The organism is Parachlamydia acanthamoebae (assembly GCF_000875975.1).
Classification (GTDB): Bacteria; Chlamydiota; Chlamydiia; order Chlamydiales; family Parachlamydiaceae; genus Parachlamydia; species Parachlamydia acanthamoebae.
The window spans coordinates 584,629-600,130 of sequence record NZ_BAWW01000066.1 but is presented as its reverse complement, the minus strand read 5'-3'; the positions used below and the strand labels follow the sequence as shown (position 1 = coordinate 600,130).

General features: G+C 38.0%; 13 protein-coding genes and 3 pseudogenes. 6 read left to right on the top strand and 10 right to left on the bottom strand.

Features of this window, described 5'->3' with window-relative positions; translation table 11 throughout:
- Complete coding sequence (locus AOM43_RS12190; protein WP_013924085.1) at positions 1–867, top strand: DUF58 domain-containing protein; 867 nt, start codon at positions 1–3, stop codon at positions 865–867.
- Complete coding sequence (locus AOM43_RS12185) at positions 864–1,847, top strand: hypothetical protein (RefSeq protein ID WP_039378003.1); 984 nt, start codon at positions 864–866, stop codon at positions 1,845–1,847. Before AOM43_RS12190 ends, AOM43_RS12185 begins: the two co-directional genes overlap by 4 nt.
- Here the strand turns inward: AOM43_RS12185 and AOM43_RS12180 are convergent.
- The 9 genes and pseudogenes from AOM43_RS12180 to AOM43_RS12135 all read right to left on the bottom strand — a co-directional run bounded on the left by AOM43_RS12180 (position 1,834) and on the right by AOM43_RS12135 (position 10,012).
- Entirely contained in the window at positions 1,834–2,793 is a 960-nt protein-coding gene (locus AOM43_RS12180; protein ID WP_059360482.1) for a small ribosomal subunit Rsm22 family protein, read from the bottom strand. The two genes, AOM43_RS12185 and AOM43_RS12180, sit on opposite strands and share 14 nt — an antisense overlap.
- A 347-nt stretch (positions 2,794–3,140) precedes the next feature.
- On the bottom strand, positions 3,141–4,466 hold the full coding sequence (locus tag AOM43_RS12175) for a hypothetical protein (RefSeq protein WP_152618871.1): 1,326 nt from the start codon (positions 4,464–4,466) through the stop codon (positions 3,141–3,143).
- 186 nt (positions 4,467–4,652) lie between these two features.
- Positions 4,653–5,396, bottom strand: a pseudogene (locus AOM43_RS13190) (IS5 family transposase).
- 131 nt (positions 5,397–5,527) lie between these two features.
- Positions 5,528–6,925, bottom strand: a complete 1,398-nt coding sequence (locus tag AOM43_RS12160) for a hypothetical protein (RefSeq protein WP_059360478.1) — start codon at positions 6,923–6,925, stop codon at positions 5,528–5,530.
- 63 nt (positions 6,926–6,988) lie between these two features.
- A complete protein-coding gene (locus tag AOM43_RS12155) occupies positions 6,989–7,408 on the bottom strand; it encodes a hypothetical protein (RefSeq protein WP_059360476.1) in 420 nt (139 codons plus the stop codon).
- 276 nt (positions 7,409–7,684) lie between these two features.
- Positions 7,685–8,756: pseudogene (locus AOM43_RS14205) on the bottom strand (IS701 family transposase).
- Positions 8,757–9,027: 271 nt separating this feature from the next.
- Positions 9,028–9,192, bottom strand: a pseudogene (locus AOM43_RS12145) (IS256 family transposase); the annotation flags it as partial.
- A gap of 328 nt (positions 9,193–9,520) precedes the next feature.
- Entirely contained in the window at positions 9,521–9,766 is a 246-nt protein-coding gene (locus AOM43_RS12140) for a hypothetical protein (protein WP_059360474.1), read from the bottom strand.
- A 75-nt stretch (positions 9,767–9,841) separates the two neighbouring features.
- Positions 9,842–10,012: a transposase gene (locus tag AOM43_RS12135; RefSeq protein ID WP_152618869.1), complete on the bottom strand. Its 171-nt coding sequence runs from the start codon at positions 10,010–10,012 to the stop codon at positions 9,842–9,844.
- Between the two features lie 179 nt (positions 10,013–10,191).
- Here AOM43_RS12135 and AOM43_RS12130 point away from each other — a divergent pair, with 179 nt between their 5' ends.
- The 4 genes from AOM43_RS12130 to sdhB all read left to right on the top strand — a co-directional run bounded on the left by AOM43_RS12130 (position 10,192) and on the right by sdhB (position 14,539).
- Positions 10,192–10,611 (top strand): hypothetical protein, encoded by a 420-nt coding sequence (locus tag AOM43_RS12130; RefSeq protein ID WP_226987527.1) that lies wholly within the window; start codon positions 10,192–10,194, stop codon positions 10,609–10,611.
- A gap of 208 nt (positions 10,612–10,819) precedes the next feature.
- Positions 10,820–11,839: a succinate dehydrogenase/fumarate reductase transmembrane subunit gene (locus tag AOM43_RS12125; RefSeq protein ID WP_059360472.1), complete on the top strand. Its 1,020-nt coding sequence runs from the start codon at positions 10,820–10,822 to the stop codon at positions 11,837–11,839.
- 13 nt (positions 11,840–11,852) lie between these two features.
- Positions 11,853–13,751, top strand: coding sequence for a succinate dehydrogenase flavoprotein subunit (sdhA, locus tag AOM43_RS12120; protein WP_059360470.1), 1,899 nt, complete (start codon positions 11,853–11,855; stop codon positions 13,749–13,751).
- Between the two features lie 11 nt (positions 13,752–13,762).
- Positions 13,763–14,539: a succinate dehydrogenase iron-sulfur subunit gene (gene sdhB / locus AOM43_RS12115; protein WP_059360468.1), complete on the top strand. Its 777-nt coding sequence runs from the start codon at positions 13,763–13,765 to the stop codon at positions 14,537–14,539.
- On the opposite strand, the gene AOM43_RS12110 is transcribed toward sdhB, so the two are convergent.
- Entirely contained in the window at positions 14,540–15,376 is an 837-nt protein-coding gene (locus AOM43_RS12110; protein WP_059360466.1) for a GNAT family N-acetyltransferase, read from the bottom strand.
- Positions 15,377–15,502 lie beyond the last annotated feature (126 nt).

Below are 15,502 nucleotides of genomic sequence, written 5' to 3'. Positions count from 1 at the left end.
ATGGACACAGAACTTTTCAAAAAAATCCGACGCATTCAAATTCAAACCACGCACCTCGCTGAAGACATTTTGGCGGGGGCGTATCACTCGGCTTTCAAAGGCAAGGGAATGGAGTTTGAAGAAGTGCGGGAATACCAGCCCGGCGATGAAATTCGTCATATTGATTGGAATGTGACAGCCCGCATGGACCATCCCTATGTAAAAAATTTTAAAGAAGAAAGAGAGATTACCGTTATCCTTCTAGTGGATATTTCATCATCCTCAAGATTTGGCAGTCAAAATTTATTGAAAAGTGAACTGATTGCAGAAATCGGAGCCGTTTTAGCGTTTTCAGCCATTAAAAACCAAGACCGTGTGGGTTCCATTCTTTTTTCCGACCAGATTGAATCCTATTTATCTCCCAAAAAAGGATCTAGGCATGTTTTAAGGGTTGTACGGGATTTGCTTGTGTTTATCCCTCAACATCAAGGGACTGACTTAGGTGCAGCACTTGCTTTTCTGGGAAAGGTTCAACGAAAGTCCGCCATTTGCTTTTTGATTTCCGATTTTTTAACAACAGGGTATGAACATCAGGCGAAACTTATTGCTCAAGGGCATGATCTTATTTCGATTTGTATTCGAGATCCACATGAAGAGTCTTTTCCCAACTTAGGATTGCTCAATATGAAAGATCTTGAATCTAAGTCGGAAGCATTAGTCGATTCAAATCAGAATACGGATAAACTTAGGGTTGAAGCAGAAAAGCGTTTAAAGGATGCGCAATTTTTTATGAAAACCATTGGTGCTGATTTTGTTGAAATTCGCACTGATCAGCCCTATATTCCGATCTTGAGAAAGTTTTTTAAGATTCGAGGATTGAAGCGATGAAAAAAATAATCCTTTTATTTTTTTGCATGGTGACCCTCTTTTTGCAGGCTCAAGATCCCCTTTTGCAAGCAAGCATCAGGCTAATTCCAGAAAAAATTTCCTTAGATCAAACAGTTGACATTCAGTTAAATTTGAAATATCCGGAAGGATACCACACAGATATTTCGACATTGCAGGAACATTTGATGAGAAATTCCAGCTTTGATTTTTTTCCTTTTTCATTTATTTCAGAACCTAAGATTACCAAAACCTCTAGTCATGGCACCATTCAGGAAACCATCCTTTTTACTCTACAGCCAGAGATTCCAGGAACACACAAGCTTTCGTTTTTGAATATTCCTTTATATAAAGATACCACCCCGGAAAAACCAGTTGAAAATCTGATTTCGGGTATTTTTCAGGTGAGCGTCAGCATGCCTTCATCTTCGCTAAATGAAATCCATTTTGTTCCACCACTCCCGCTTTCTGGAAGGCTTCCGATCAATCTATCTGACTCAAATAAACGGGCGACAGAAACCCTCTTCTTTTCCGCAGCTTCTTTAAAAAAAACAGAAGCGGAATTGCAAGCTCGAAAATTCCCCTGGGAAAAGATTGGAGCTGCCATTTTATGTGTGTTAGCAGGATTGATTGCATGGGTCATGACGCGCGATAAACAAATCACACCTATTACAGCTCGAAAAAAAATAAAAGAATCGGAAAAAGCCTTTGTCAGCTTAAAGCGTGCTCACCTACTAGAGAAAGGGGAGCTCTCTTCTTTCATGGAACAATTAAGCGATGTTCTTAAAAAGTACTTGGAAGAACAATCTGGATTGCAGGCGGAAGTTTTGACAACCGATGAATTAGTTCCGCATGTTGCTTCCCAGAAGATTCAACAATTCTTCCTTAAGTCAGATCTTGTTAAATTTGCAGGCTATAGGCCTACTCTGGAAGAGTGTCAACAAGCCGAAGCACTTGTCAATACCTGCCTTAAACATTCTTAAGCGTATCGCCCCATTCCGCATCTTTTGCTTGCTTGTACAAATCCTTGTGTCGTTTTGAGATAATCGTTTTTTGGATGCCTTCAGATGTACATAAACGCAAATGAACATGTCCAGAACGTTTTTGAGGGTGTTCCAAAATGCGATTTTGAGACATTGTTAGAGGTTGTCTGGAAAAAATCACATAAGAAAATTTCTCATCTTCATAGCCCAATGCTCCTTCTTTGCATTGACGGTGGATACGAGAGCGCTCTACTCTTTTGGAGAAATGACACCAATCTCCTTGAGACATAGGGCATGCTCCCGCTTGCGGGCAAGGGCCTACAAGATAACCGCCCAACTTTAAAATTTGCTGACGGGCCTGAAGAATGGTTTTAAACCCTCTTTGAGAGCCTGGTTCGACAATGACTAAAAATTGTTCGGTAGATGTCCAACTTTTTTGCACTACCTCGGTGATGTCTTTAAGTTCACCCAGCACATAGGAAACGATGACCAAATCATGGGGAAGAGGGGTGAAAGTGGAAAGACATTGTGGCTTCCATTCAGTATCGGGAAATGCAGCATGTGTTGCAAGACGTTGTCCAATCTTAATCAATTGCGCATCTTGTTCGACTAGGGTGGCTTTAGTTATGTGCGGAAATAAAGCCGTCGCCGCCCAAGTTCCTGTTCCAGGACCCGCTCCCAAATCTAATACAGAAGAAATTTGTGTGGTGGGAATTTGCTGCAAAATGTGTTCGATTACTTTATATGTGGCCGGCATCCGTGTTACTAGGTAGGACATTCTTTCCACATTAGATTGCATCCAAGTTTCTTGATGTGCGGAAATGTAGTCTCGTTGTTCTTCTAGTCGATATCGATTCGTGAGGTTTTCGCGGGCCCTTTTCAACTCAGATAAAGAAAAGCAACCTATTTCCGACTCTATTGCCTGATTTAATTTCACAAAGCTCATAAAATTCTCTTAAAAAAATAAAAAGAAATAGTATGCACTTAGATCATTTTAAAATCCACCTAATTTATTTTGAAAAGAAAAACTAACAGAGAGAAGATCCTCCATTATGAATAATCGTTTTCGATTTGGTGCAACTGTATGGGGGGAACATTGGGGATCAGGAGAATGTTCATCGTGAGATTGAATGAAATTGTGCGCGTGCACCAAGCATAAAAAAGAATGAGCATACGCTGTAATTCAAGTGTTACCAACTTTTAAAAAAGTTTTATTGCCAATTAATTCAAATAAATTAATTGGCAAATCCTTTAAGGACGAGTTTCTTATTAGATCTTCGTGATTTAGCACTCTTACCCTTGAGTGCCGGCAGGAACTTCTGTAAAACTATTCGCGGGTTTTTGGGATTCAAGAAAATCAATATGAGCGTAATATTCTTCATCTGTAAATGTATAGTCATTTGTTTTTGTATAAAGCCATCTTTTTTTGCTTTTTGGAAGATTTATGTTTGCAATCGTTGCTTTCTCTGTTGACCAAGTGAAGCAACTGTGTTTTCCTTTGCTAAAAATAGAATCGGTGCCAGTTATTGAAAATTTAGGGGTATTGTGGACGTCTTTGTTTATTTCATCCAACATTTTTTTGCCGAGAGAGCTCGGAGCAAGCCATGTTTGGGTTCTGCGTTTGTACTTTAATTTTTTAGGATCGATCATTTTGGATTCAATTTCTCTTCCTGTATGATGTGAAAGACATACAAAATATTTCCCTTCTTTAACTGGTTTGCCGTCAGCTCCAGCTATTGTTCCATCGCTGAATCCCTCTGTTATTATTTCTGCATGATTACCCTTGCAGCACATTCCATAACTAATCCCTATTCCTCCTTCCGCAATTATGGTTATGGCCCATGTGTACTTGTCAATTTGTTTATGTTTATCCATATGAGGTATCATTCTCAAATGACCAATTTCGACTTTGAAAGGATTTAAAGAGCTAAATTCTTGAGGATTACTTGTGGTAAACAAGTGGTTAAAAATTTCGCCCAGTTTTTTGACTTTTCTTGAGCTTTTAGAGAGAGAGTAGTATGTTGCTTTTTTTTGTAAGTTTGCAGTAATTTCTTCAATCTTCTCTTTGCGTACTTCTAAGCTATCATCACTTGTAAATACAGTTTTTAACGCGAACAGGCCTATTTTTTGTTCATCCGAATGATGATCTGGTTCGGTGTCATCGGTGTTATATGAATAGCTTGCTTTGACTTGAGCATTCTTTTTTAGAAATCTGACTATTTCATCAGGAGAATCAGTATTTAATTCCTGCCATTCTTTTTTAAATGCTTCGTGTGAGGATTGATTGCATTTACTTTCAGTACACATTAATTGCAATAAGTTTATATCGAATGGCATCCTAGAATTTTTTTGCGTGCTTTTTTCAAATAACTGCCATATTAAATCTTTTTCCAGGTGCAAAAGACTCAGCTCTCCATTTTCCAATATCCATTTAGCACGAACTCGACCAAACTCAGGTTGTTTCTCATTACCTATTATTACCTCACATTTAGTTAAATGACGGATAATTTTTTCTATAGGTGTTCCAGGAAAAGTTGGTACATGGCCTCTTGACAAATTGTAAGAAATTTTATCGAGCAATTCATACTTAATTTCTCCGCCTTTTTGCGCAACGGTCAAGACCATGTCATCTGCAATCCATTCGCGAAAATAAGGTTTTTTTGTTTCTTTTGGCTCATCTTTTTTTGGGCTAACTATTTCTACAATACCGAGGACACTGTTTTGGCTGAGTTGATAGGTTGAAAGTGAACAATTCATAAATAAATTCCTTTATCAAATTAAGTTTTTTTTTACTAGGGCGTGTCGTCAATTAAGCCATATCACAGAAGCTGCTAAATAAATGGCAGATAAAAAGTTTCGACCAGTTTTATCATAACGAGTAGCGATCCCTCGATATTGTTTTAACTTGGCAAAAAAATTCTCAATAAGATGCCTAGACTTATAGAAATGCTTATCATAATCTCTCGGTTCTTTAGCATTACTCTTTGATGGAATTACGATGCCTTTGCAAGCTTTCTTCAACGGAAGAATTACCCTGTCTTCGGCGCCAAATGCTTTAAAAATTTCAGCCTGGATTTCAGGTAGTAGTAGATCAGCTCCATCTAGATCATGAGCTTGTCCTGGAGTTAAAGCAAAACTGGTCGGATTGCCTAAAGCATCTGTTGTAGCATGAATTTTGGTGCTTAACCTTCCTTTGCTCATTCCTATGGCTTGGTCTTCGCTTTGCTTTTTTATTGCACCGGCACTATGTTGATGAGCTCGTACAATTGTAGAATCGATCATCCCATATTCATTATCGGCATCAGCGGCTAAATATTTGAATATTTTCCCAAACACTGCTCGTAGCCCACCTACTCCATCTTCGGTGGATATTTTCTAATCCCCAAATCTTTCTGGCAACTCTCCAGGGTATACCTGCTCGATATCGGTAGAGCACAGCTTCAACAAACAATCGATTATCTTTAGCCATCCGCCCAACATACCCTCACGCCCAGGCAATAGATCTTTGATCCGTTCCCATTGATCATCTCTCAATGCATATCGCTTCATAAACTCTTTGGAATCGTTTAGTTTATTCGATATCTACCTGATTTTGGGTGTACAGTTTAAAGATGGGGAAGAAGTCTTTAACGTGAAATACACAGCTTAATTTTTAAAAAATTGGATGCGCTACTAGATGCTCAAAACACAACATTTGACAATATCTCCTCAAAATAAAGCGTTAAGCATTTCAAAAATTCAATGTCCTGATAATATTTTTCATCTGTAAATGTATAATCATTTGTTTTTGTGAAAAGCCATCTTTTTTTGCTTTTTGGAAGATTTATGTTTGCAATCACTAATTTCTCTATTAACCAAGTGAAGCAACTATGTTTTCCTTTGCTAAAAATAGAGTCGACGCCAGTTATTGAAAATTTAGGGATATTGTGGGAGTCTTTGTTTATTTCATCCAACATTTTTTTGCCGAGAGAGCTATCAACAAGCCATGTGTAGGTCCTGCGTTTGTACTTTAATTCTTCAGGATTGATCATTTTGGACTCAATGCTATTTCCTGTAAAATGTGAAAGACATACAAAGTATTTCCCCTCTTCAACCGGTTTGCCGTCAGTTCCAGCTACCGTTCCATCGCTGAATCCTTCTGTTATCATTTCTGCATGATTACCCTTGCAGCATATTCCATAACAAATCCCCATCCCTCCTTCCGCAATTATAGTTATGGCCCATGCGTACCTGTCAACTTGTTTATATTTATCCATACGAGGTATCATTCTCAGATGACCAATTTTGACTTTGAAAGGATTGAAAAGGATGAATTCTTTTTTTGAGCTTTTATAAAGAGAGTAGTATGTTGCTTTTTTTCGTAAGTTTGCATTAATTTCTTCCATCTTCTCTTTGCATATTTTTAAACTATCGTCACCTGTAAATACAGCCTTTAACGCAAGCAGGCCTATTTTTGCTTCATCCAAATACGGTTCGGTGTCATCGGTGTTATATGAATAGCTTACTTTGACTTGAGCATTTTTTTTTAGAAACCTGGCTATTGTATCAGGAGAATCAGTATTTAATTCCTGCCATTCTTTTTTAAATGCTTCGTGTGAGGATTGATTGCATTCACTTTTAGCACGCATTAATTGCAATAAGTTTATATCGAATGGCATCCTAGAATTTTTTTGCGTGCTTTTTTCAAATAATTGCCATATTAAATCATTCTTCAAGTGTAAAAGACTAAGCTCTCCATTTTCCAATATCCATTTAGCACGAACTCGACCAAACTCAGGTTGTTTCTCATCATTTATTATTGGTTCGGATTTAGTTAAATCGCGGATAGTTTTTTCTATAGATGTACCAGGAAAAGTTGGTACATGGCCTCTTGATAAACTGTAAGAAATTTTATCGAACAATACATAATTTAGTCTATTACCCTCTTGCGCAATGGTCAAGATCACGTCATCTGCGATCCATTCGCAAAAATAAGGTTTTTTTGTTTCTTTTGCTTCATCTTTTTTTTGGCTAACTATTAATGCAATGCCGGCGACACTGTTTTGGCTGAGTTGAGAGGTTAAAAATGAACAATTCATAAATAAATTCCTTTATCGAATTAAGTTATTTTTTACTAATGGCAGATAATTTTTTAAAAAAAATTAGCATTTTTCAGGAAATAACTTTAAACAAAATGAAGCTGTTTTATTAGGATGTTTTTCAATGGAATAATGAATCGATTTTTTTGTGCTTTTAGTTGACGATTCAATAGAAAGATCAATTCCTTTATGCGCCCATTTTTTTATTAATTTGCTAGCGGGTTCAGAACAAACGCTTGCACAGGTTACCACAATGGGTGCTGAGATACTTGGTGTGTATGCTAGAGAAGCATTCATAGCCATCAAACTAACGAAAGGACCTGCATATGTTAAGCATTCTTCCGCTCCATAGTGTGCTGCAGGTTTTATTGATGCCTCTACTATACGATCAATTTTTTCATTTGCTTTTTCTTGCATTTTTTTCTTGGATTTTTCATCGAAAAAAATTGAAGCCGGTGGCCCCTCTGAAATACGTGACGTCATATTATTTGTACCTCCAAAAGGTTATAGGCAAAAAAACGTTATCGCCACGATATAGTATGCATGCTAATAAATCAAACAAAATATTTTATGTTGGGTATTCTTAACAAAAAAAGATTGTATTAAACAGGGAATGCTTTAATAGTTATTCATTATAAGTAATTTATGCATTTAAGAGCTTGTTGAGAAACCTAAATTCGGCATTTTAACATTAATTTTGACATCGCCGAGTAAATGAAAGCTTCTGTAGTAGTCCGATATTCATAATCCTTACTGTCCTTACGCAGGAGCTACTTTTTCAAATAGTTTCTGTAATTTATGAAATACCATTCGATTCGCCTTTATAAGTAATTTATATTTGAGGGCAAAGTGATTCATTGATGTTTTCGTTTTAAGAAATTCTAGTTTGCAATATGCAACGATTGATGCAAAAATATGATTCTTTTGGGACCTCACAACCTTAGTAGGTGATTTTTCAAGACTTGCGTTTTGCTTGATTGACTTATGATATTCTTCTATGCGCCACCGTTTTTGATAGACTTCGTAGATTCGGTCAACACTACTTTCTAAGTCATTTGTAACAATGTATAGAGGCCCTGAGAGTTGTCTTCGTTTTTGAAGATCTTTTTGGTTAGGGCTATAAGAAAGGAAACGTCCTTAAGCCAGAGTGTCCTTTTCTCTCCATCTTTGATATCCAGTGTGTTTAGATTTTGGTACTGGCCATTTTTCTACCTTCTTCAGAACAAGTAACTAATCGATTAGCTTTGATCCAAATTATAAATTTCTTTTTCATATCATAATGTATAAACTCCATATTTTTTTTGGCTCCAAACCAATTATCGGCTAATACGTAATCAAATAAGACTTCATTTTTCAATGCCTGAGCAATAATGGTTCTAAACATCTCATTTTTGTTGATCGAAGATCGCTTCTTCTCCTTTTTTGTTTTAATATCGCAAAAAAGCCTATCTTTACAGATGGCTTCACAAGCAATTGGTAAGGTATTATCGTCATAACGAACGAGGCATGATAAAAGGTTAACTCCCTTAATACATCTATTTTTAGCATGCGAGTAGTGCCAGCAAATTATGTTATTTTCATCTGTGTAGCTCTTTTCTTCGATGGTATCAACAAGAATAAGTACCCCTCCTGCGGCTTGCTCAATCCTTCTGATTTCTGGTTTAATATATACCCACAAGTATTTAGAAGAAGCTTCTTTAGAGTTTAAAAATCTAGTGATTTTATCATGACTTATTTGGCCATCTAGCAGTTCTGAAAGACCGGCGGCTGTTGCATATTGATTTTGAGCGATTAAGTAGTCTGAGTAAATATCTAGATGCTTCTTGTCCATTCAATCTCCATTGGTTGAACAAAAACTTTTACTTTTGTGGAGAATGTTTAATCAAGTTATTTCTGAAAAAAAATTATCACTGCTTAAGGTTGGATTCTTACTCAACCTTCTATTATCTATCAAGCCATGCAAATGTTTGTTCAACGAATTATCTTCTTGGCAATACTTTGAGCTGTTTATTGATCCCATTTAACTACTTGAAGATCAATTCTAGAGATATTGTCAAATGTTGTGTTTTGAGCATCTAATAGCGCATCCAACTTGTTAAAAATTAAGCTGTGTATTTCATGTTAAAGACTTCTTCCCCATCTTTAAACTGCACACCCAAAATCAGTTTGTTAATCAACTCATGACCTTTTAATTTTCGCCATCGTTTTTGCGCTTCCATTGAAAGCTTGTAAGCCATGGCAAGTGTAGCTGTTCTGGACCCACAGCCTAATTGCCCATTCATCATCTGTAAGATCATCAGGATACGCTTTTCTCATGACGGTGTCTCTCAAGTAAAAAAAAAGACGAATATACATCAAAATTCAAATTTGAAGACACTCTCTTACCTGGTTGAATATACTTCCAACTAATTTTGTTATCCCATGACTATTTCAAAATGGCATTCCTAGTAAATTCCGTTCCATTATCACTTAAGATACACGTTGGCATTCCTCTTATCTCTATTAATTCTGATAGCTCCCTGGCAACTCAAACCCCATTGATTGATGTATCTACAACCATCTTAAGACTTTCCCTTGTAAAATCATCCACAATAGTTAAAGCCCTCTTTCGTCCCCCTCGTTTCCTGACTTTGAGGCCGGATTCTTTGTATAGCCGATATACCTTATACAAATTCTACGGTAGCCAAATCTTCTTCTTTCGTGTGTAATCGAAACAATTTTATCTTTCATTTCAGTATCATTCTTCATTTTATGCTTATAGCGCCCTACAGACCTATCAAATGCAAGCAAGCGACAAGCCCGCCTTTGACTTATTCCATGATTGACTATTAGGTCATTCATCGCCTTTTTCTTAGCCTACGGGCTTACCACTTTTTTGACAAAAGATCTTTCAAAGCTACATTATCAAAGGCATAATCAGCTTAGTCTTTGAGCTTCAGAGACACTCATCCCTCCAAATTTAGCTTTCCAGGAGTAATAAGTGGGTGGAGCCACGCTGTATTTACGGCAAACATCAGCTACTGCTGAGCCTGCTTCAACTTCTTTTAGTATTTGAATGATTTGTTCTTCTGAAAATATTTTTTTCATTTGTTCGCTCCTAAAATTTATTTATTTTAGCCGAACCCCTATTTCTTTTTGGATGGATTTTACGGGGCAAGATCCTTCTTGAATAAAGAAGATTAATTTTTAAATTGATTTATTTTCATGTGAGTTATATTGTGGCGATAATATTTTTTTGTCTATAACTTTTTGGAGGTACAAATAATATGACGTCACGTATTTCAGAGGGGCCACCGGCTTCAATTTTTTTCGATGAAAAGTCCAAGATAAAAATGCAAGTAAAAGCAAATGAAAAAATCGATCGTATAGTAGCAGAATCTGTAAAGCCTGTACTACACAATGCAACCGAGGAATGTATGACAAGAGCATCTCCCTGCATTCGACCAGCTGTCAAAGACTGTCTTCTTAGAAAAACACCAAAAAACCTAAGTCCTTGTGTTGAAATGGGTTATGATGCTTCCTATGAACAATCTTTTAACTCTGCTAAGAAAAGTGTTCACACAGGACTTGACGCTTCAGCAGATCAATTTGTTAAAATGTCAAAAAATACGGTTAATAAAAGTATCGAAGAAAAACCAGAAAGGATGAAAGCTATTTTTTCATTTTTTTTCCCTGAAGAAAGTTGAATCTAAATTCAAATATTCCACATTATTTTATGCATAATGTGGAATTCCTATATTTTTTATGTATTTGGGCTGTTGAAGTATGAAGATGCGGTTTCATTGATGACTCTCTAAGATTTTTTTAGAATCCATTGACAAAAATCTTCTTGAGAAGAATAAATATGCTTTTATAGAAATAATCTTCACGACTTCGAAGAGGATCTAAATCGCCATGACATGGATAGCTCAAGCACCTCCCCAAGCATTTATTTGGAGAAGATTACACTCTCTTACTGGCGCATGGCTTTCACTTTTTTTAATCGAACATTTGCTGGTTAATTCACAAGCCGCTCTTTTTATTGGAGACGATGGTTATGGCTTTGTTCATGCTGTAAATGCGATCAAAAATTTTCCTTATCTGCCTTTGATTGAAATATTTCTTCTAGGCGTCCCTATTTTGGTTCATTTGGTGTGGGGCATTAAATATTTGCAAACAAGCGCCATGAATTCATTCAAAACAGATGGATCTAAACCCGCGCTACCGCAATATTCTCGGAATCATGCTTATTCATGGCAACGGATTACTTCTTGGATCTTACTTTTTGGCCTTCTAGCCCATATTATTCACATGCGTTTTATCGAATATCCTCTTTCCACGCATGTAGGAACACAAAAACAATATATGGTGCGCCTAAATGCCGATAAAGGACTCTATACGCTGGCTGCGAGACTGGGTGTCAAGCTGTACAACGAAGAGCAAATCAAAATGGAAGAAAAAGTGACGATGAGTCGCGCTCATAATCGACCTTTGGGCGAAACTTGGAGTGGAATTGCGAGTTCAATTCCACAGATTTTCGAGAAAGACGCTGCAAAAAAAGACGAAAGTCCTCAAATGTTGATTTTTGAACAACAAAAGCAGGAAGAGCTTAAATGGTTAAAAGTCTTGCAAGAAAGATCATTGAAAGACAATGAGGTGATTGCGGTAACTGACAATTTTGGAGTGGTTGAACTGCTCATGGTGCGTGAAACATTTAAAATGCCTGTGATGATTGTTCTCTACACCATTTTTGTTTTAGCTGCCTGCTATCATGGATTTAATGGTCTCTGGACTTTTATGATTTCCTGGGGGGTTACCCTGACGGCTCTTTCACAAAGATATATGAGGCACTTGGCTACGGCGTTGATGGTGATTGTTGCATTTCTTGGAATGGCGGCAATTTGGGGAACGTATTGGATCAATTTGAAGAGTTAAATGGTATCGGTTTATGTCGCATAAAAAATCTCAAAAGAATGTCATTGTTGTAGGTGGTGGGTTAGCTGGATTATCGGCTGCTATGAAACTTGCTGAAAATGGGTGTCATGTCAAAATTATTTCTGTCACCAAAGTCAAAAGATCACATTCTGTTTGTGCTCAAGGGGGCATTAACGCGGCGATTAATTCGGTGGGTGAAGATGATTCCCCGCTCATTCATGCCTACGATACGATCAAAGGGGGAGACTTCTTAGCTAATCAACCCCCTGTTTTAGAGATGTGTTTGTGCGCGCCTCAGATTATTTATTTAATGGACCGTTTAGGTTGTACATTTAACCGTACTCCTGAGGGGAATCTCGATTTCAGAAGGTTTGGTGGTACGCTCTATAATCGTACGGCTTTTTGTGGGGCTTCTACAGGGCAGCAATTACTATACGCCTTAGATGAGCAGGTGCGTCGATATGAGGTCAAAGGATTGGTTGAAAAATTCGAAAACCATGAATTTATGCGCCTTGTTCTAGACGAAGCTGGGGTGACACGTGGTATTGTGTTGATGAATTTATTTAACCTCAAGTTGGAAGTGTTGAAAGCTGATGCTGTGGTGATTGCCACGGGGGGGCCTGGGTTAATCTTTAAAAAATCGACAAATTCGACTTTTTGTACAGGAGCCGCGAACGGCAGGCTATATCGGCAAGGAATGAAGTATGCGAATGGAGAGTTTATTCAAATCCATCCGACTGCGATACCTGGCGAAGATAAGCTGCGCCTAATGTCAGAATCTGCGCGAGGAGAAGGCGGGCGAATTTGGGTCTATGGAGATGCTTCAAAGTCGATTGTGGCTCCTGATGGGCGTACGATTCCATGTGGAAAAACGGGCGAGCCTTGGTATTTCCTAGAAGAAATGTATCCTGCATTCGGAAACCTTGTTCCCAGAGACATTGGGGCACGTGAAGTTTTACGTGTTTGTGAGATGGGATTGGGTATTAACGGTGAAATGCAGGTCTACCTGGATGTGTCACATCTTTCGGAAGAGCGTAAGCATAAGTTAGAAGCTATTTTAGAGATTTATAAAAAATTCACCGGTGAAGATCCTCGTAAAGTCCCCATGCGCATTTTCCCTGCTGTCCATTATTCAATGGGAGGTGGCTGGGTTGATTGGCCTGCTGTAGACGATCCCGATCGTCATTCTCGCTTCAGACAAATGACTAATATACCAGGTTGTTTTAACGTAGGAGAATCGGATTATCAGTATCATGGAGCAAATCGCTTAGGGGCAAATTCCTTGCTTTCATGCATATTTGGAGGATTGGTAACTGGTGTAGAAGTTCCTAATTATCTGAATTCCTTGAACTCTAACTGGGAAAATATGCCTTCTCAGATATTTGAAAGCACTCTTCAAATCGAAAAAGAACGTAAAGAGGACCTCTTATCTAGAAATGGACCAGAAAACGTGCACCTTTTACATTTAGAATTGTCTAAGTGGATGGTGGATAATGTAACCGTCAAAAGAAATAATACTGATCTTAAACGCACCATGGATAAGATTAAAGAATTGCAGGATCGGTATCAAAGAATTACGCTTGGCGATAAAACGCAATTTGCAAATCAAACGTACGCTTTTGCCAACCAATTTGAAGCTATGCTCGATCTTTCATTGGTCATCACTAAAGGGGCCTTGCTGCGTGATGAATTTCGGGGTTCACATTTCAAACCCGAATTTCCTTATCGAGACGATGAACATTGGCTTAAAACGACCATTGCTACTTTTGATTCGAATCAGGATGAACCCGTTATTTCCTATGAATCGGTCGACACACGCTACTTAGATCCCATTCCACGTGATTATACACATGCGAAAAAAGTTAAGCCTACTTTGAAAAATGTTCCCAGTGACATCAAGCTTCCTATTTAAATTGAGGTTGTATGGAAAACACTTATATTCTGAAAGTCTATCGAGGTCATCCAGGTAAGCAGTATTGGGAAGAATTTGAGTTAAAATTGGTACCTAGTGCCAACGTAATTTCTGCCCTCATGGAAATTCAGTGCAATCCCGTGAATCGTGAGGGAAAAATCGTTGAACCAGTTGTCTGGGAGCAGGGATGTCTGGAAGAAGTTTGTGGCTCTTGCTCTATGCTAATTAATGGATATCCAAGACAAGCATGTACGGCATTAATTCAAACCATTATTGATGAAACGGGCAATCGGACGATTACTTTATCTCCCTTCTCTAAATTCCCTTTGGTAAGGGACTTGATTGTAGATCGTGGGGTGATGTTCGATAATCTGAAGAAGGTACATGCTTGGGTGGATGTGGATAACACCTACAACCATGGACCTGGACCAAAGATTGATCCACGCAAACAAGAAGTGATGTATTCCTTGTCGACATGTATGACATGTGGATGTTGCGTGGAAGCTTGTCCTCAGGTGAATGAAAATTCAAAATTCGTCGGACCTCAAATCATGGCGCAAGTGCGTTTGTTTAATGCGAATCCTGTCGGAAAATATCAACGGCAAAAGCGGTTACGACCTTTGATGGAAGAAGGGGGGGGTTCGGATTGTGGAAATGCTCAAAACTGCGTACGTGTATGCCCAAAAGGAGTGCCTTTAACGGATTCGATAGCGGTTGTGGGTCGACAAGTGACCATGCAAGCTCTGAGAGATGCCTTTAGTTTTCCCGATACGGAAGAGTATAAATAATTAGCCGAGTTCAAAGGTTGTGACCCCAAATGTTTTTTCAATCAGCTGTTTGGGGGGGTGTTTGTTGTACATCCTTGCTGTTTCAAAAACCGGATGCAGATGGACTTTTTCTGCCAATTTAAGAGCTTCGAGATTGATTTCAGGGACATCCAGAAAAACGGGGGCGTTGTCAGCAAAACGGCAAAGCCCATAATAAATTTCCAAGGCAATTTCTAAATTGTCTGCAAATAAAGGGCCGATTTTATAACCATTATAACATTGGCGAATAACTCCATATCCTTTCACTTGATTTTGATGCATCTTTGTCAAAGAGGCAGCATTTGGCATCTGGATCCATTCTTGAAGAAATTTTTTTCTTTTTATACCCCATATACATGCGTCATATTCCAAAATCTTTTCAAAGGGCATCTGATGGAGATCAACCAAATGTGTGGCAATTGGATATGGTTTAACTCCCTCAAAACGAATATTTTTATAGTAAAATTGAAATCCTGATTTTTTATAGTTTTCTTGTTGGGTAATGACACCATCTAAACCGATAGAACGATTTCCTAAATAGTGCATGGCGTGCTTCCAAAGTTGAATGCCGTATCCTTGATTTCGATATGGAGGAAGGACGATATAGAAACCGATAAAGCCGAACGTGGCGTCATAGGCGACAGCGGATATGCAGCCTATGATATCTCCTTCAATCGTGCCAATAAAAAAACCATCTGGATCAGTTTGATAAAAAGGTGTCGCGTCGTATAAACCCGGATTCCAATTTTCGGCTTTTGCTTGAGAGATGATAAATTTCATCTCCTCAAATGTTGCTTTTGAAATGGAAAAATCAGACATATTACATTTCATGTGGTTTTGAAAGCTATAAAGGGGCAAATTCTTCATGGATGAATGTTTCTAACCGCATTTAGCGATTACACGAATCTTTGCCCCTTTGTTCAATAAATGATTGGCAACCGAACT

What these genes read in the sequence shown, in the direction of transcription:
- AOM43_RS12190 (WP_013924085.1), top strand. Translation starts at nt 1, where the DNA reads ATGGACACAGAACTTTTCAAAAAAATCCGACGCATTCAAATTCAAACC.
- AOM43_RS12185 (WP_039378003.1), top strand. Translation starts at nt 864, where the DNA reads ATGAAAAAAATAATCCTTTTATTTTTTTGCATGGTGACCCTCTTTTTG.
- AOM43_RS12180 (WP_059360482.1), bottom strand. Translation starts at nt 2,793, where the DNA reads ATGAGCTTTGTGAAATTAAATCAGGCAATAGAGTCGGAAATAGGTTGC.
- AOM43_RS12160 (WP_059360478.1), bottom strand. Translation starts at nt 6,925, where the DNA reads ATGAATTGTTCATTTTTAACCTCTCAACTCAGCCAAAACAGTGTCGCC.
- AOM43_RS12155 (WP_059360476.1), bottom strand. Translation starts at nt 7,408, where the DNA reads ATGACGTCACGTATTTCAGAGGGGCCACCGGCTTCAATTTTTTTCGAT.
- AOM43_RS12140 (WP_059360474.1), bottom strand. Translation starts at nt 9,766, where the DNA reads ATGAATGACCTAATAGTCAATCATGGAATAAGTCAAAGGCGGGCTTGT.
- AOM43_RS12135 (WP_152618869.1), bottom strand. Translation starts at nt 10,012, where the DNA reads ATGAAAAAAATATTTTCAGAAGAACAAATCATTCAAATACTAAAAGAA.
- AOM43_RS12130 (WP_226987527.1), top strand. Translation starts at nt 10,192, where the DNA reads ATGACGTCACGTATTTCAGAGGGGCCACCGGCTTCAATTTTTTTCGAT.
- AOM43_RS12125 (WP_059360472.1), top strand. Translation starts at nt 10,820, where the DNA reads ATGACATGGATAGCTCAAGCACCTCCCCAAGCATTTATTTGGAGAAGA.
- sdhA (WP_059360470.1), top strand. Translation starts at nt 11,853, where the DNA reads ATGTCGCATAAAAAATCTCAAAAGAATGTCATTGTTGTAGGTGGTGGG.
- sdhB (WP_059360468.1), top strand. Translation starts at nt 13,763, where the DNA reads ATGGAAAACACTTATATTCTGAAAGTCTATCGAGGTCATCCAGGTAAG.
- AOM43_RS12110 (WP_059360466.1), bottom strand. Translation starts at nt 15,376, where the DNA reads ATGTCTGATTTTTCCATTTCAAAAGCAACATTTGAGGAGATGAAATTT.